This window comes from Phytobacter palmae (assembly GCF_039409775.1).
Classification (GTDB): Bacteria; Pseudomonadota; Gammaproteobacteria; order Enterobacterales; family Enterobacteriaceae; genus Phytobacter; species Phytobacter palmae.
On sequence record NZ_JBCIVJ010000005.1, the window covers coordinates 238,523 to 253,352 of the forward strand.

18 protein-coding genes and 1 pseudogene are annotated in these 14,830 nt (G+C 46.3%); 8 read left to right on the forward strand and 11 right to left on the reverse strand.

The features are described 5' to 3' along the window. The first annotated feature begins 81 nt into the window (after nucleotides 1–81). Nucleotides 82–1,365, forward strand: coding sequence for a tyrosine-type recombinase/integrase (locus AAIG39_RS09020; RefSeq protein WP_343193662.1), 1,284 nt, complete (start codon nucleotides 82–84; stop codon nucleotides 1,363–1,365). A gap of 152 nt (nucleotides 1,366–1,517) precedes the next feature. Here AAIG39_RS09020 and AAIG39_RS09025 read toward each other — a convergent pair whose 3' ends face one another. The 9 genes and pseudogenes from AAIG39_RS09025 to AAIG39_RS09065 all read right to left on the reverse strand — a co-directional run. Continuing rightward, nucleotides 1,518–2,465 (reverse strand): DUF1848 domain-containing protein, encoded by a 948-nt coding sequence (locus tag AAIG39_RS09025; protein WP_343193663.1) that lies wholly within the window; start codon nucleotides 2,463–2,465, stop codon nucleotides 1,518–1,520. Nucleotides 2,466–2,467: 2 nt separating this feature from the next. Then, nucleotides 2,468–3,262 (reverse strand): hypothetical protein, encoded by a 795-nt coding sequence (locus AAIG39_RS09030; protein WP_343193664.1) that lies wholly within the window; start codon nucleotides 3,260–3,262, stop codon nucleotides 2,468–2,470. Between the two features lie 368 nt (nucleotides 3,263–3,630). Continuing rightward, nucleotides 3,631–3,813, reverse strand: a complete 183-nt coding sequence (locus AAIG39_RS09035) for a hypothetical protein (protein ID WP_343193665.1) — start codon at nucleotides 3,811–3,813, stop codon at nucleotides 3,631–3,633. A gap of 40 nt (nucleotides 3,814–3,853) precedes the next feature. Next, complete coding sequence (locus tag AAIG39_RS09040; protein WP_208660568.1) at nucleotides 3,854–4,210, reverse strand: acyl-CoA dehydrogenase; 357 nt, start codon at nucleotides 4,208–4,210, stop codon at nucleotides 3,854–3,856. 39 nt (nucleotides 4,211–4,249) lie between these two features. Next, entirely contained in the window at nucleotides 4,250–5,005 is a 756-nt protein-coding gene (locus AAIG39_RS09045) for a hypothetical protein (RefSeq protein WP_343193666.1), read from the reverse strand. Nucleotides 5,006–5,158: 153 nt separating this feature from the next. After that, nucleotides 5,159–5,629 carry a hypothetical protein gene (locus AAIG39_RS09050; RefSeq protein WP_343193667.1) on the reverse strand — a complete coding sequence of 157 codons (471 nt, stop codon included), beginning with the start codon at nucleotides 5,627–5,629 and terminating at the stop codon, nucleotides 5,159–5,161. Between the two features lie 78 nt (nucleotides 5,630–5,707). Beyond that, entirely contained in the window at nucleotides 5,708–6,052 is a 345-nt protein-coding gene (locus AAIG39_RS09055; protein ID WP_343193668.1) for a hypothetical protein, read from the reverse strand. An 8-nt stretch (nucleotides 6,053–6,060) separates the two neighbouring features. Next, the gene (locus AAIG39_RS09060) at nucleotides 6,061–6,579 is read right to left on the reverse strand and encodes a hypothetical protein (RefSeq protein WP_343193669.1); all 519 of its coding nucleotides are present in this window, start codon (nucleotides 6,577–6,579) and stop codon (nucleotides 6,061–6,063) included. Next, nucleotides 6,560–6,673, reverse strand: a pseudogene (locus AAIG39_RS09065) (helix-turn-helix domain-containing protein); the annotation flags it as partial. The pseudogene AAIG39_RS09065 and the gene AAIG39_RS09060, both read right to left, overlap by 20 nt. A gap of 171 nt (nucleotides 6,674–6,844) precedes the next feature. On the opposite strand from AAIG39_RS09065, the gene AAIG39_RS09070 reads away from it, so the two are divergent. The 5 genes from AAIG39_RS09070 to AAIG39_RS09090 all read left to right on the forward strand — a co-directional run bounded on the left by AAIG39_RS09070 (nucleotide 6,845) and on the right by AAIG39_RS09090 (nucleotide 10,138). After that, nucleotides 6,845–7,219: a helix-turn-helix domain-containing protein gene (locus AAIG39_RS09070; protein ID WP_343193670.1), complete on the forward strand. Its 375-nt coding sequence runs from the start codon at nucleotides 6,845–6,847 to the stop codon at nucleotides 7,217–7,219. A gap of 459 nt (nucleotides 7,220–7,678) precedes the next feature. Further along, entirely contained in the window at nucleotides 7,679–8,101 is a 423-nt protein-coding gene (locus AAIG39_RS09075; protein ID WP_343193671.1) for a DUF2787 family protein, read from the forward strand. Nucleotides 8,102–8,187: 86 nt separating this feature from the next. Beyond that, complete coding sequence (locus tag AAIG39_RS09080) at nucleotides 8,188–8,745, forward strand: hypothetical protein (protein WP_343193672.1); 558 nt, start codon at nucleotides 8,188–8,190, stop codon at nucleotides 8,743–8,745. Then, nucleotides 8,732–9,175: a RadC family protein gene (gene radC, locus AAIG39_RS09085; RefSeq protein WP_343193673.1), complete on the forward strand. Its 444-nt coding sequence runs from the start codon at nucleotides 8,732–8,734 to the stop codon at nucleotides 9,173–9,175. Before AAIG39_RS09080 ends, radC begins: the two co-directional genes overlap by 14 nt. Nucleotides 9,176–9,217: 42 nt before the next feature. After that, nucleotides 9,218–10,138, forward strand: coding sequence for a tyrosine-type recombinase/integrase (locus tag AAIG39_RS09090; RefSeq protein WP_343193674.1), 921 nt, complete (start codon nucleotides 9,218–9,220; stop codon nucleotides 10,136–10,138). Here AAIG39_RS09090 and AAIG39_RS09095 read toward each other — a convergent pair. Further along, nucleotides 10,127–10,825, reverse strand: a complete 699-nt coding sequence (locus tag AAIG39_RS09095) for a hypothetical protein (RefSeq protein ID WP_052958923.1) — start codon at nucleotides 10,823–10,825, stop codon at nucleotides 10,127–10,129. The genes AAIG39_RS09090 and AAIG39_RS09095 overlap by 12 nt on opposite strands. Nucleotides 10,826–11,011: 186 nt before the next feature. On the opposite strand from AAIG39_RS09095, the gene AAIG39_RS09100 reads away from it, so the two are divergent. Continuing rightward, nucleotides 11,012–11,212 carry a helix-turn-helix transcriptional regulator gene (locus AAIG39_RS09100; protein ID WP_071845961.1) on the forward strand — a complete coding sequence of 67 codons (201 nt, stop codon included), beginning with the start codon at nucleotides 11,012–11,014 and terminating at the stop codon, nucleotides 11,210–11,212. 141 nt (nucleotides 11,213–11,353) lie between these two features. Continuing rightward, nucleotides 11,354–12,499 carry a hypothetical protein gene (locus tag AAIG39_RS09105; RefSeq protein WP_343193675.1) on the forward strand — a complete coding sequence of 382 codons (1,146 nt, stop codon included), beginning with the start codon at nucleotides 11,354–11,356 and terminating at the stop codon, nucleotides 12,497–12,499. Nucleotides 12,500–12,642: 143 nt separating this feature from the next. Here AAIG39_RS09105 and AAIG39_RS09110 read toward each other — a convergent pair whose 3' ends face one another. After that, on the reverse strand, nucleotides 12,643–14,475 hold the full coding sequence (locus AAIG39_RS09110) for a DUF262 domain-containing protein (protein ID WP_343193676.1): 1,833 nt from the start codon (nucleotides 14,473–14,475) through the stop codon (nucleotides 12,643–12,645). Between the last annotated feature and the right edge of the window lie 355 nt (nucleotides 14,476–14,830).

The following is a 14,830-nucleotide window of genomic DNA, read 5'->3' on the forward strand; positions in this document are numbered from 1 at the left end:
AGCCTGGTAAAATATGGCTACTTACAGCACAACCTACATTTTGTTTCATAAATGCGTAGGGAGCATGATAACGGAGTCTTTATGGCAGGAAAACAAGAGGCAAAGCCACTATCGTTTAAAGCGATAGAAATGATGAAGCCAGGTGACAAAGATAAAGCTGATATTGGCGAAAATCGTGGTTTACGTGTCTCCTGTGGAGCGACTGGTGTTAAGTCTTTTTTCTACCGATATACGAGCCCTCTGACTAGCAAGCTCGCTCAGGTGAAAATCGGCAACTTTCCCCAGACTTCACTCGCTGCTGCACGTCTCAAACTCAACGAATTGAAGCTTCTCCGTCAGGAGGGGCGGTGTCCTGCATCAGAGCTCAAGCAGGAAAAGCAGCTTCGTGCAATCGAGGCTGAACAGACCAAAGTAACTGAATTGACAGTGCAGGGATTAGTTGAACTATATCTTACCGAGCGAATTGAGGATCGTAAAACCAAGGATGGGAAGATCATTCCCGGTGCCAGAAAGCCGAAAGGGCAGGCCGAGGTCCGCCGTACTCTCTATGGCGATGCTGTTAAAAGCTTAGGAACACGAATTGCTGCTGAGATTACGCGCCAGGATGTCATCAATTTAATAAATGGTGTTGTAGCCCGAGGTGCGACCGTACAGGCTGGTAATGTTCTGAGGGAGCTTTCACTCGCTTATGAATTTGCTATTGGCCTTGGGCGCTTTGAAAGCAGCTTCGCAAATCCGGCATTGCTGGCGAAATCCAGTTTACGACAGACCAGAATTAAACTCACAAATGGTCGTGGGACTCGCGTATTGAGTGAGGACGAGCTTGCAAAATTCCTTAAATGGCTTCCGGGCTCGGCTTATACGCCAACGATCAAAAACGTGTTACGTCTGACTCTCTGGACAGGATGTCGGACGGGTGAAGTATGTAATATGGCTTGGGATGATGTGGATCTCGAAAAAGGTACGATACACCTGCGAGAAACCAAGACGGGCGTTGAGCGCTATGTTCAGCTATCCACGCAAGCTATCGATTTTCTGAAAGTATTGCGTCTTAACTCTGATAAATATTTGTTCCCTTCACAGGCAACGAAGAAGCCAATCCAACAGAAGTATCTCACCGAGAATTCATGGCGTTTACGTGAAAGCGGTCAAATGCTTGATATACCTCACTGGACGCCACATGACTTGCGCAGGACTGTACGCACAGGGCTTTCGCGTTTGCAGTGCCCCAATGAAGTGGCGGAAGCTGTGTTGGGCCATACCCGTGGCGGTGTTGAGGGTATTTATAACCTGTATACCTATGATGCGGAGTGCAAGACATGGCTGCAGGCATGGGCGGATTATTTGGATGAAACATCTAAATAATGATTTCTAAAAATTTGACAACCCGCTTGATAGTAGACATTTTCTGCCTTCACAACTAGGTTTGTTCGCAGGCTCCCAGTTGGTAGCGCTAAAATGAAAAAACTGTAGCGGCATTATATTAGGTAACTTATTTGGATCGATGGATTAAAAAATCAGAATAAGTTTCCTTGTATTATTTGTTCCTCTGGAATTAGGAGATGAGAAGGAATTCCGTCTGTGCCACCTATAAGAAAGGGACTTTTGCTATCATGTTTTTGTTTATTTTTATGAACAGTGTTTTGACTATATGTCGCATAGCAGTATGAACATCCGTGTAAACATGTATTGTATGAACCAATATCAATACTTTTAATACATCCACACTCTTCTCTTTGCCCTGAATCTTTTTTGGAATCAATGGAAATGCCAAATATATTTTTTATTAACCTATCATCAATGCATTTCCCATGTTGAATACCCGCTTCAGAAATATCAATCTTTTCTGCACAGCTCTCGATCTCCATTCCCACAGAGATAGCGACTTGATGCATATAATGAACAAGTTCCAACAAAGCATCAGGTTGCTGAACGATATCAGTGTAATTTAAGGATTCTATTTTATTTAGGTTTCTATACGTTTTGGCGTATAAATCAGCGAAACTGATGACTACTTTTTTTGTTTTTCCTGCAAGTAAATGTGCAATTTTATGGAAAAGACGTTTATGCTCTTTTATATCTACAATATTACATAATAAAATTGGATCATATCGCCAAATCACTCTCTCTTGGCCTATCAACTCACTGAGTTCGATAAATGTTCTAATTGCTTTGTTTGGGTTTGGAACATTTTTTTCTAATTTCTTTGGATAACCAGTGATCGTATATTGAAAATAGTACTTATAACCTCGATTATTGAGTTCTGACAGATGGTGCATTAGCATTTGAGGGTTTCTTGTCCAGAAAACAAAAAGGTCAACATTATCAATGCCTAAAGAGATTCTTTTTATCTGATTTGTGTCGAAAGGGTTTCTTGTGAGCAAGAAACCTTCCCTCACACGATTCATAAACCAAGGTGTATAAAAAGCTGGAATATCAGTTCTTCGACTAGCACTAATGATCACGTTTATTTCCTGTATTCGAATATTACTGTGTTATTTGTCTGTGGTATGCTTGACACAGAAAGATTTTGGGGGATTTGATATATGACATTAGTTGATTTAATCTCATTCCAACCATATTCTTTATACTTTGCATCACAAAAATAATATTTTTTTGTTGGCGTAATCGTCTTACTAAGACTACTATCAAAAATATCTCGTCCCATATCACAGTGATTGACATCAACAAATATTAGAAAGGAATCTTTAGGCATGCTTTGAGTTATAGCTGAATGCAAATTTTGTAAAAAAATATTATGTATATTATTCCTGAGCATCGTAGAGAAACTTTTACAGACGAACACAATATTAGCATTTTGCAAGCTGAAAGATTGAGTTAAATCTGCGTGTATGAAATTACCCCCTTCGTTGATTGAAGGACGGGCTGTATTCCATGCCTCACTAATATCCAACCCATGATAATTCAACTTTATTTTTAACTGTTTGTCGATACAATAGCTTTGAATTGCATAGAAATCTGGTGCAAAGCCACATCCAAGAGAGATGACATTTAACTGTGAGTTGTTAAAGTTATCTAGAATATTAGAGTTTGCTAAATAATGATATATCTCGCTGACATAGCTTGGACCATACTTTATGACATATGTATCCATTTTTTTTTGACAATTATATGTCTCTGTATGATTGTCATTGTAGTAGTCATCACGCAGGCATTCCTCACAATTACAAGGTGTCCGCTTTCCACAGCATATTAATTGTCTGATCTCGTTATCACACTTCGTCAAAGCATCTAAAAACATGTCTGCTTCCTTTATTGCTCGTCCCATCTTGTTTGATAGGCCCCTTTGATATGAGAAATTTCAGTAGTATAACAACACGTATGTGTCGAGATTTTATTACTGATCAATAAAAATTCATATAAATGACTCTATTGGAGGCGTTGTTGAATAAACAGAGATTATGCTGCCTCCAAAAACAGCTGACTCGCATAACGCAAAATCAGCAAGTTAGAGTCCGCATTGGAAGGGGTACGAAAGAGTTGGTGGTTTTTTTGACCAAAATAAAATATCAAAGCAGCATGATTCTCTATTGTTCAACAAAGCCCAGGGAACTACCTGTGTTGACTGGGGATGCATGACCTGATCCTGCGATTGGGCAAAAGTTAGATTTATTCAACAAAGCCATGGCTGCTATAAAAAGGATGGCGCAGGTTTTCCTTTTTCACAACTAAATTAATTTTTATGAAAAACATCCTCATGGAGTATTCATATATTTCTCGCGTACTTATTGAGTAAAATATAACAACAGATTGCTCTCCTGCGCTGAAAAGCATGAGCTCTGCTTGAGCCATATGATGACTTGCTCCGGCTGCTTCTGACATCGTATTGTGGTTATCGGTGATAGAGTCCGTCCATAGAGCCCACAGCATTCATTCCACAGTAGCCATCGCATCCTTTTGTCGAGACATTCATTTTACCATTCTTGTCTTCACTGATAACGGCAACACACTGACTGTTGCTGTCCTTCCAGCCCCAGCGGTGTTTCTGCCCTTTCCCGGCGGGGAGTGGCTGTGCAACACCTTCCAGATTACAGACCCCAGATGCATCACCATAAGATGAGTTGATACTGAATGCCATATTTTCACCCTGAGGTGTCAGGCTGAGTCCTGCATCAGGTTTAACATATTCAGCAGCATTAACGGTTGTCGTCATGAGCATCAGTATCAGAGCCGCAGTCATTTTCTTCATTGATTTCTCCCTGGTTATAAATAAATATCACTGGCGGTTTTAATCACGGAAGATTTCGCCACCGATAAATCCTGTTTCTGGAATAGGGCTGATATGTGTCCCTGCAATGTTCAGATTTCCGCCAACACAGAGACCATCAGGAAGCTGGCTAATTCTGGTATTTTTAATACTGAGGTCACCCGGAATAGTCAGGCCCGCAGGCAATGCTTCCAGTGTTGAAAATGACAGTCTAAGAGACTGGCTCAGATTCATTCTTTCAGGAAGTCCTCTGGTTTGTATTCCGGGCATGATGGCATCACCCGGCACTGTCAGTTCTTTCGGCAACTGTTGAATTTCCGAACCACTGAGGTTCATATCCCCATGAACAGAAAATACTTCCGGCAGTTTCCTGATATACGAGTATGTCCAGAAAAAATGGCCTTTAATGGTATTGATGCTTTCCGGCCACCTCCCGTGAAAGGTATTCAGAAAAACACTGGACATAAATCGTGTACTTTCCGGAATACGGAGACGAGGAGCTTTGTGGGTATCAATTGTACCCATGGCGAGAGGTAAAATGTGAAATTCATTGAAGAAGGTGATGTTCGGCGATAATTTGTTAGTCTGCGTGATTCTGACCTGTCCATGAAAATGAATATTTGGTGGAGTTCTGAGCCTCTTCCCGAATTGTGTATCAAAACTGATATCACCATATATATCGGTAAACTTACCGTTTTTAATACGATAACATCCATGCTTCTTCACGTAATACCAGAATTGAGACTGATATTTAAATCTTCTTTTCTTATTATACATGATAACCCCGGTGCTGGCGTTTCTTTATTAAAATTACGAATAACTCCCGCTCACGTATTAAGAGCAAATGAATCCGTTCACTGTTAAATCATCATTGCAGAACTATGCGCTAAATCCTGTATTTTAGTGACTGATATGATAATGCAGAGTACATTACCAGGTGTTGCCGGGATTCATAAATGCGGAGTCCACGTAACTATACCCGGATGACCGCAAGCCAGAAACCAGCTCCTTCACTCTTTCCAGGTCAGAGGCCGGTGTAAAATTCTCACTGTCACTCTGTAATGGCTGAAATTGTGTCTGACTGATGCGTGCGAGCCTGATAAAAGCAGGGTTTCCTGAGTTCATATACCTGCCCATGATATCGATGGTTACTACCTGATTGCGTAGTCTGGTATTTCCGCCACGCACATTGATGCGAACAACCGGGTTGTTGAGTATATAATACTGGCTACAGACATAATCAGTCATTGGCATACCCACATACCCGTTTTCAGTCGGGGCCACAACCATTGCGCTTTCCATTCCCCCCAGATAGGAACCCGGAAATGCCGGATCATGATTTAAACATTTTGCTGATGCAGCTGTGGAAACTAAAAGAATAGCTAGGATCAGGAATTTCATATATCCTCCTATAAACAGAATATTGTGCTTATCTCAGTATTTACGGTGGTGTGTTCGTGTTGTCATCTTTCACCTGTATCAGTCAACTGCTATACGTTCAAGATCACCGCTGAAATAATATTCCTCACCGTTTTCCTGCCATACGCCATCATAGATGGAACAGAATGACTCTGTAATGTTTATGGCAAGCGATAGAGAAAAACTATAAACTGAAACGCCGGAGTAAGTGACGAGTCCTTCGCCGTGATAAATACCATCATGAAGGTTAATTCTGACTTCACCTTTGTACGGACCATACTCACAGTTGCCTGATAAATTTGCCACGATATAACCATTATCAGTTATTGTGAAAATATCAAACTTGAGAGCACTGTCATCATCAAAATAACAGTCGCCACGAAATCTTATGTAATTATGTCTCATGACATTTATCACCTAAATATTTTTATATGACGCCGAATATGATCTGTTTCACCGTTTTCGTTACGGTAAAAATAGGCGACATGAAACGAAGTTTTTATATGATTGCCCATAGCAGGTAAAGACCTGTACTCTCGGATAACAGAAAGCGTCAGCGGCGAGTAGGATAAGTCAAAAAGTATCAAAACCCCTTTCCCGTTGTATTTAAGCAATTTTTTAACTTCTGTCGCCTGATATTCCGGACGCAGTGTGCAGGCCCGGTCATATCGCCGCCTGACAGCAAACTCCACCGCCACGTCACCAATCAAAAAATCCAGCCGTCCGGAACCCCGCAGGGCACCCGGCAATATCCCCGGCACCTCAGGCGACACCTTATCCCCGAACCAGCCTAAAAGGTAGAATCTGAGCAGGGGTAAAAGTTCTCTTTCGTTGTATTCGCCGGGGTGCAATGTTTTGGTGAACTCCTTCCGCCACAGGGAGGCATAGAGATAACTGAAACTGTTCACTACCTCACTGACGCTCACACTCATTCCTTTTCCCGTCTGTTTTTTTGTTCTGGTAACGCTGAGGCCAGATATCCTCCGGGCGCATATCCAGTGCCTGCGCTATCAGCCGTTCCGCCCTTGGATAGTGGCGTTACATTGCTGTTTTTTTCATCATTCTGATTTTCTCTTTTTTGCTTGAATATGTCTATAAGAGAGTGAAAATATCTTTATAGTTCATAATGGATGTTCATGCAAGAGTAAAAACCCCACAAACTTCCGGTTACAGACATTATCGGGAGCGAAGGAACCTATGGCAAAGTTGACATCGGATACTGCTGACAGGAAAGTTGGTCAGCGTATTCAAATGCGGCGGAAGGAACTGGGGATAACGGCGCAACAACTGTCCGAGCAGGTTGATATCTCTCAGCAGCAACTTTCCAGGTATGAAAGGGGAACAAATAAAATCAATGTATCACATCTGGTCAATATTGCTGCTGGCCTGAATACACCCATAAGTTGGTTTTTTATAGACTGCCAGCCGGCGTTTGAAGAAGTGGGAGAAGAACATCAGGAATATATACCGATACAGGATGCTGACCTTAAACGACGTCTGGAGCAGATATGGCCACGTTTGACTCGTGAACAACGTCGTGTACTAATATTATTTCTTGATGAATATACTTAATAATTACCTTGTATTTATTCTCTGGGCGTAAACATAAGAATGAGCAATGCTAGATTTGAATGAGTTTCTTTAATATATAATGCATGGTAACCACCTGAATTAACTTGTTATTATTTAATAATGACATTGCTTTGGTTATGCCATTTTGCTATACTGACTGTGCTGACACACTTCTATTTTTTTATGTATCAGCATTCATGGCATGACGCAATATATTATCCACTGTCCTTATTATCCTTTTTTCGGGAGGATTGCTGATGTCCACGATTCATCACTATCAGTAAGTCATTACAGAATGAATAACGGCTGTATATATTTACCGGCCGGGAAATGACGTTATTTCTGTTGCTGTCATGGCAGCTCAGTCAGGAAATACTTCCATCTGGAAAGTGACGATGTTCACCCGTACATATGCATCATCCGGTACCATATATCCGTCATCAATAAACGGAGTTCATCATGAAAGAGAATATGACTGTTCATCAGTCAGGGCTGCATTTACCCGTCAGCCGGGCTTTTATAAAAATAATAACTGAATACTTACCCCCGCCACCGCTTATTCCTCCTGCCGTTACCCTGAATTTCCGTGACCCGAAATACTCCGCAGAATCCGGTGGCTTCCACCCGGTGGAAATTCGTCTCACCTATCATGCTGATGGCTGGTATTTCGACTACGTGACCGATTTCAGCTATATGGGCCACCCGTGGCCGGAGCTGGAGAAAGAATTCGATGTCTGCTGGAGCCAGCGCTACATATGGCACACCCTGACGGGTGACACGGATGCAGAAGAAGGCGGGGCGCTGTTTGAGCTGTGGCAGCGCAACTTTATCCGCTACTGCCGGATGAAGATTTACACGGTCACCGTTCAGCAGGAACGCTGATAATCACAGCAGTCAGATCACGCGCGCAGTAATAAAAAGTACTCATGACGTCATGGGTCGTTAACTGACAACAATGGCTCAGTAATATGAAACAGAAAGCGAAAGACAGTAACGCCCTGCGGCCTGCCGTGCAGGGAGACCTCGACACCCTTTGCGGGTTGTACAGTGTGGTGAATGCCCTGAGCTGGCTCCACCCGCGCCTCAGACGAAAGCCCCTGTTCCGGGCAATGGTGCACTGGTTCAGCCAGGAGTATGACATTACCATCTGCCTGACCACCGGCACTGAACCTGACCAGCTTGACGCGCTGCTGGACTTCCTCCGGACCCGCTGCCAGCAACGCTGGCCCTTCACATTCAGTAAGCCCTTCACAGATATCCCGAAACTCAGCACCCGCCATATCCTCACGCAGTGCCAGAAGTGGCTCGACCATCGCCCCGACAGGGTGGTGCTGCTGGGAGACCAGTACCACTGGACCGTGGTCAGACATATGGACAGCGAGTGGCTGTACTTTTTCGACAGCTACACCTACAGGCGCATCCATCACAGCCGCTGGTCCCTGCGCGGGGAGCGCGGCAAACACCAGCTTTACCGTCAGGCCATCTACTTTATCGAACGGGGAGCATCAGACCATGACCACGGGTGAGCGTTTACTGATTGAACAGGCGCGGAAGCTGCTCAGCGCCACCGTCAGACGAGGCAGGACACTAACATCCCCGGATGAAGTACGCGACTTTCTGCTGTTCACGCTGGCACTGCGCGAGCAGGAGGTATTTGGCGTACTGCTGCTGGATAGCCGCAACCGGGTACTGCTGTGGCGTGAGCTGTTTTACGGCACGCTGAACCAGACCGCCGTTTACCCCCGTGAAGTGGTGAAACTGGCACTGCAACACAACGCCGCCGCCGTGATTCTGGTCCACAACCACCCGTCAGGGCATCCGGTGGCCAGTGACGCCGATGTTGCACTGACCCGTCAGCTAAAGCAGGCGATGGCGCTGATTGATGTCCGTATCCCGGACCACTTTATCGTTGCCGGGGACCATACGGTCTCGATGGCGGAGCGCGGGCTGCTGTAGGGCACACGCTGACTTTGGTTAATGTGCATTAATGGAGGCTGTATGCCGCAGCAACGCAGAACATCATCACACACCACCATCAACCCCGGCAGCGTCTGGCTGGACGGGCTGGCCCCGACCGGACGGCGCAGTATGCGCTCCCTGCTGAACCTCAGCGCCGCCATACTCCGGCACAACGCCACCGCAGACAGCCATGACTGGTCAGCGCTGCGCTATGTCCATGTGGCAACAATCCGCGCCACGCTGGCGGAGCAGGGCTATGCCGTGGCGACCGTCAATATGGTACTGGCGGCCCTGAAAGGCGTGGCGCAGACGGCATTTAATCTCGGGCAGATGGATGCGGATGCGCTGGCGCGTATTAAAGCGGTGAAAGGTGTGAGGGGTGACAGTGAAGTGGCGGGACGTGCCCTGAGTCGTGAGGAAGTACGACTGTTACTGGACGCCACGAAAGCCCATCCTCATAAATCCCGCCAGAAACGGGACCGGGCAATACTGCTGACGCTGTGTGGAGCCGGGCTGCGGGCAGGGGAACTGGTGGCACTGGAGACCCGCGATTATGACGTTGCCACCCGGACGCTGACCATCCGGCAGGGAAAAGGGCGTAAGAAACGTGTTGTTGTGGTGTCCCCTGTGGTCGGGAAAGCACTGGCGGTGTGGATAAAAGCCCGTGCGGGTAACGACTGTTTGTTCTGCCGGATTCACCGCAGCGGGAGCGTTACAGGTCAGCCGCTCACCACTGCCGGGCTGGCGGGTATACTGCGCCAGCTACAGGAAACTGCGCAAATCAGCCCTTTTACGCCCCATGACCTGCGCCGCACGTTTATCACCCGGCTGCTGGAACAGGGAGCCGACCTCAATATCGTACGCCAGCTTGCCGGACACAGCGATATCAGCACGACAGCGCTCTATGACAGACGTTCAGCAACGACACTGATCCACGCTTCATCAGCGTTACGGTTTTAATTTTCGGCGTTTTCTGGTCCTCAACGTTGGTGGCACTTCATTCCACTGGCGTATCTGATTGTCTACAAACTTAACATCACGCAGACGCTGGATTTCAACTGTAGCCCACTCACATTCAGGTAAATCATCTTCGTCATCCAGACTATCGGGCCCATCCCAACAGCTTACATCTGTCTCGGTGGAAATTTCAGTAAGAAGAAAATCGGGGACATCATGCCTGATGTTAGGAAATAATGGCTTATGGTTCTTATTTCGATAGTTGAAGACGGGCTCCATTGCAGCGGCATCAGGGCATTCTTTTGTCCCCTTAGCCATTTGATGATACCGATAGAGCCGCTGACCTGTTGGGGTTTTGGCCGCCCCAATTTTAGCAGGAGCTGTTTTAGGTAACATCTTTTGGGTGCCGGGCTGGTTGTAGCTGGCATTGATACAGTAACTGAGAAGATCACCCAGTAATACGGGATCTATGCTTTTGACATCTAGCTTTTCCCCGTACTGAATTTTGTAAATCTCAGCAAGTTTGCTGAGTGCATCACTCCCCAAATAGACCTTCTTGAGACTCAACCCTGCATTTCTGTATATCTGTGTTTTTTCACGGTGACTTACCGCACTGGGACTGGTGCTGTGTTGTCTGTCTGCGCTCTCGGCGCGGGTTACAGCCACATTTTTCGCATCTTCATCGCTCATATCTATGCTCACCCAAAGATGAATTGAGACTCAATTATAAATGTTGAGTCTCAATAGGAAATATTTTTTCTGTTTTTTTATTTTCATATAAATCAATTTCTTATTGGCAATCACCTTTCGCGGGAACGATGGCCTGCCAGAGGCGGTTTTTAAAGCGAGGGCTCCAATCACAACTGGAGTCAAACCATGACTAGCCGGATTTTGAAGAAGAAAGAAGTGCTGTACCGCTGCGGTATCTCAAACGCGACCCTCTACAGGCTCATCGCTAAAGGATGTTTTCCCTCTCAACGCCGTTTATCCCCGGAGGGCCGGGGCGTGGGCTGGCTGGAATCAGATATCGACGAATGGGTGAACAGCCGTGCGCCAACAAATCCGTCGCATCTATAAGCCTGCTATATCCCCCCTGCTTACAGATAGCTACTACTTAAATCCATTAACTGGCAGTAGTGGCCATCTCCCCGTGGGGAAACATGAGAATGGTTCGCTATTGCCACCGGGCAGGTATCACCCTGTCCGTAAGGAATGAGCATGAGTGACAAAAAAGTAAGCTGGCAGCGGATTGATGACCTGCTGCAAAAATCCATTTTTATGCGGTTAACCTCTCAAGGACACGAGATCTATTCCCGCCTGGATAAGCTGGCCTTTGTCTCTGATTTGAGCGAAGAAGATAATGAGGTGTTGTTTAAGCGACTGGGAGAGATGAAAACGACGCAGGTTTATAGCATCAAAAATCGCAAAACGTCAAAACGTGAGTGTGGTGAGCTGTATCACCGCGCACTGGAGATCCGGTTAACCAGTAAACCAAAGGGACATCCTGTGGCGTTGGTCATCCACTATCGCCCCACGTCAAAGCAGCGAAGGAAAACTTCGGATGTTACTCATCGTGGCGCCGTTCGTATGGAACTCAGCCCCCAGCACTATACGGCGGAGGAACTGACTGCATTGTTTCTATGGCTCGGCAAAAAAGTGCAACTGGGGCGGTATCTTTATCTTGCGCTGAAAAAAGCGTGGATAACGAACATCCATTATGCGCTTGATATCGTCGGGATGCGTCTGCATGACTACTATCTCCGTCTGAGGGGAGCTAGCTGCGGTAAGGTCTTTGTTCCCGACAACGGCATGGAAGGGATACACATTGGAAGCCATAAATCAGAGTGTTACGCTGCCTGCTATGAAAAAGTGGATGTTGTTTGCAGTGAAGGCGGAGGAGACTACGGTCAACAATCCCTGCTGGTACTTAAATCCGATCAGTACCGTGATTTTGTCCGTTTTGAACTGCGTTTATCCCCCGGTAAGGGGGAGATGCTGTTAAAGCATATCAATAAGATGGAAAATCTGTTGTCCCGTTTGATGTTTTATAGCCGGGAATTACGCAAGGATCAGCGACTGGATCCCGCCCTGGCTGTCTTGCTGGACAAGGGTATGAGCATTTCCCAGGCATTCGGTGAGCATAAATCGTCAGCGGTGGTGAATGGTAAGAACGTGAGTAGCACTAAAAAGCAGGCCGGTAAGCGCCTTGACCGCCTGATGAAAAAGTACAGTGTGCCGTTGTTTGACTCAGAGTTCATCTGGAGCCTGCTACCGCTGGTACTGGAGAAACTGGGTATTCTGGCACAGCCGCAGTACTGGGAACTCAAACATCGCCTGAAATGGCTTAAATCACGCGGGAAATAAGCCTCTCAGGCTACGCAGCGGCAGGGACGCCGCTGCTCATGATCGATTCAGATGCCATTTTGAAACCTGATGCAGATAATTTTCTCCTGAATGAACAATAAAATTATTCCTCAGGAATAATTACCCGACTTACTCATCAGGCATCAATCAACAGGGTGCGTCTTCCAGACCTCCTGCGCCAAAGCAATAAGCATTGCATGTCGCTTCTCGATGGTTGCTGCATTCCATTCCGGAAATGCTTCCAGCTTTGCGTTAATCCGTGATATGGACGTATTTAGTCCAACCTGAGTCAGTGCCACAAGGCTACGGGCCAGGTAGTTTCCGCTCTTGCTGTATTCAACTTGCTTGGCCGTGTAAAAGTCATTGCCTGCAACAATGTTGATGGGTTTCTCCAGCAAGGTCAGGTTTCCCAGTCGATTCTTGTAATCGTCATAGGCTATCCCCGGATTCTCTTCGGTCCATCTGGCCCGCAGATCAGCCTCTGGCCTGTCAGGAAGGATGTGTTCGATTTCCAGTCTGGTGAATGGTTCAAGGCTGCCCGGTACTTTCACCCCACTAAAGGCCATTTCAACGTGCTGTGTTAGTCGTGCCAGCAGGTAACGCGTCCTGTACTGTTGCATTGAATATAAGGTAAAGCGTTTCAGGGCATCGGCCAGTTCCTGATACTTACCCGCCATATTCTTCTCAAAACGATCAACGATAAATGTGTTGAGCTGAATTTTCTGTTTTACCGGGTCAGTAGTCTCCGCAATCGTGCGCAGCTCGTCGGCCCACAGGGAGAAACTGCGTTCCAGATCCTTAGTCGGAGTCCGGGTGAATATGTAGTAGAAGAGAAAGCTCTCCAGTTGTGCCACAAAATGTTCAAACAACGTCCTGGGGAAACCAGCTGCCGCCAGCAGTAATACGTAATGCAGGCTGAATGCGCCACCGGCCAGCCGCCTGAGATTATCCATCGCCACACTGGGGGTTCCGTCATTTCCCAGTCCCATTGCAAAGTTTAGGTAGTACTCGACGTTACGGATCACCTTGCGGACAAATTCAAAGGGCTTACCTGAGTAATTACACAGAGCTGTGTTATCTCTGGATACGAACCAGTCGTAGATTTCGTCCTCGCGTACCACGGAGTCATTGCGATCATTCCTGATTATGTAATTAGCCATCAGGAAATAACGGAGGAAGCGAAGTGGTTTTTCCTTCCTCTTTTCCAGAGGCTTGGTGATATTCTTCCACTCGTCCTTGAGCTTAGTAAATTCAGACGGTTCAACCTGCGTGAACAGCAGATTCTTGAGCAAGTCCATTGGGTTCAGTCCCACGCCGCGTTCGTTGATCGTTTCGAAAATCTTCAGTGCGCTACTGACGTCGGTTGATATCTGGATGAACACCACATTATTGGCAAGATAGCCCCAGTACTTCTTTAACCTGCTGATATCATCGTAGTTGTCCTTCAGGTAGTGATATAGCGTGCTGTAGGCACCGACCAGATTTTCCAGCGAACCAAAGCTGGTAATGCCTGCAGACTGAATACCTGCCCGCACGGCCTGTGGATCGGCATCCAGTTCAACCAGCCTGTCCATCACCTCACCCGCATTCTCATAACGAGGTTCAAGCTTGAGGTTGGTGCGAACTTCGCCGCCACTGTCCACATAGCTGGTCGAAACCAGCCCGGAAATCATTTGCCGTTGTGGCTCCCCCTGAAACATATGCCTGAGCGCACACAACAACAGGAAGAATGTAGTCAGCCGTTGCTGACCATCTATGACCTCGTAGTGGTTCTTCTGGTCGGTCGGTGATACCAGTACGGTACCAATGAAGTATTCCCGCGTGCTACCAGCATCAATTTGTTCGCCGATGTCTTCCAGTAACTGTCGCACTTCCTTTTCCGTCCAGACATACTCACGCTGGTAGTCCGGGACTATGTAGAAACATTCCCTGAAAGCTTCCTCAATGCTGTATTTGTGGTTTTCTATCCGCGCCATATTCTTTATCCCTTGCCCGAGAATCCTTCACGCCGTCATGTCTGACAGGATGTTTTGTGTTCCTCAGACATGGGGCTGTATTAGTAGGTTAACTGCTTTTAGTCTGTACAACAGATGCCACCTGGCAATTTATTCACACGGCTATTACAGAGGAAGCCGAATGCAGTCAGGTATTAGTTCAGATGATAATCAAAAAAACGATGAAACGGAAAAATATTGATCCATTGGCAGAATGGCAGGAAAGTCGCTACATGCCATAGCCAAAAAAAAATGTATCAGATGGAGATGGTGACAGGCAGATGCCTGAGGCAAGCCTCCGCACAGGCCATATGCGTTGTATGGCTATAGTATGGGG

What these genes read in the sequence shown, in the direction of transcription:
- AAIG39_RS09070 (WP_343193670.1), top strand. Translation starts at nt 6,845, where the DNA reads ATGGCAAAGTTGACATCGGATACTGCTGACAGGAAAGTTGGTCAGCGT.
- AAIG39_RS09110 (WP_343193676.1), bottom strand. Translation starts at nt 14,475, where the DNA reads ATGGCGCGGATAGAAAACCACAAATACAGCATTGAGGAAGCTTTCAGG.
- AAIG39_RS09055 (WP_343193668.1), bottom strand. Translation starts at nt 6,052, where the DNA reads ATGAGACATAATTACATAAGATTTCGTGGCGACTGTTATTTTGATGAT.
- AAIG39_RS09050 (WP_343193667.1), bottom strand. Translation starts at nt 5,629, where the DNA reads ATGAAATTCCTGATCCTAGCTATTCTTTTAGTTTCCACAGCTGCATCA.
- AAIG39_RS09090 (WP_343193674.1), top strand. Translation starts at nt 9,218, where the DNA reads ATGCCGCAGCAACGCAGAACATCATCACACACCACCATCAACCCCGGC.
- AAIG39_RS09100 (WP_071845961.1), top strand. Translation starts at nt 11,012, where the DNA reads ATGACTAGCCGGATTTTGAAGAAGAAAGAAGTGCTGTACCGCTGCGGT.
- AAIG39_RS09105 (WP_343193675.1), top strand. Translation starts at nt 11,354, where the DNA reads ATGAGTGACAAAAAAGTAAGCTGGCAGCGGATTGATGACCTGCTGCAA.
- AAIG39_RS09075 (WP_343193671.1), top strand. Translation starts at nt 7,679, where the DNA reads ATGAAAGAGAATATGACTGTTCATCAGTCAGGGCTGCATTTACCCGTC.
- AAIG39_RS09080 (WP_343193672.1), top strand. Translation starts at nt 8,188, where the DNA reads ATGAAACAGAAAGCGAAAGACAGTAACGCCCTGCGGCCTGCCGTGCAG.
- AAIG39_RS09045 (WP_343193666.1), bottom strand. Translation starts at nt 5,005, where the DNA reads ATGTATAATAAGAAAAGAAGATTTAAATATCAGTCTCAATTCTGGTAT.
- AAIG39_RS09040 (WP_208660568.1), bottom strand. Translation starts at nt 4,210, where the DNA reads ATGAAGAAAATGACTGCGGCTCTGATACTGATGCTCATGACGACAACC.
- AAIG39_RS09095 (WP_052958923.1), bottom strand. Translation starts at nt 10,825, where the DNA reads ATGAGCGATGAAGATGCGAAAAATGTGGCTGTAACCCGCGCCGAGAGC.
- radC (WP_343193673.1), top strand. Translation starts at nt 8,732, where the DNA reads ATGACCACGGGTGAGCGTTTACTGATTGAACAGGCGCGGAAGCTGCTC.
- AAIG39_RS09030 (WP_343193664.1), bottom strand. Translation starts at nt 3,262, where the DNA reads ATGTTTTTAGATGCTTTGACGAAGTGTGATAACGAGATCAGACAATTA.
- AAIG39_RS09060 (WP_343193669.1), bottom strand. Translation starts at nt 6,579, where the DNA reads ATGAGTGTGAGCGTCAGTGAGGTAGTGAACAGTTTCAGTTATCTCTAT.
- AAIG39_RS09035 (WP_343193665.1), bottom strand. Translation starts at nt 3,813, where the DNA reads ATGGCTCAAGCAGAGCTCATGCTTTTCAGCGCAGGAGAGCAATCTGTT.
- AAIG39_RS09020 (WP_343193662.1), top strand. Translation starts at nt 82, where the DNA reads ATGGCAGGAAAACAAGAGGCAAAGCCACTATCGTTTAAAGCGATAGAA.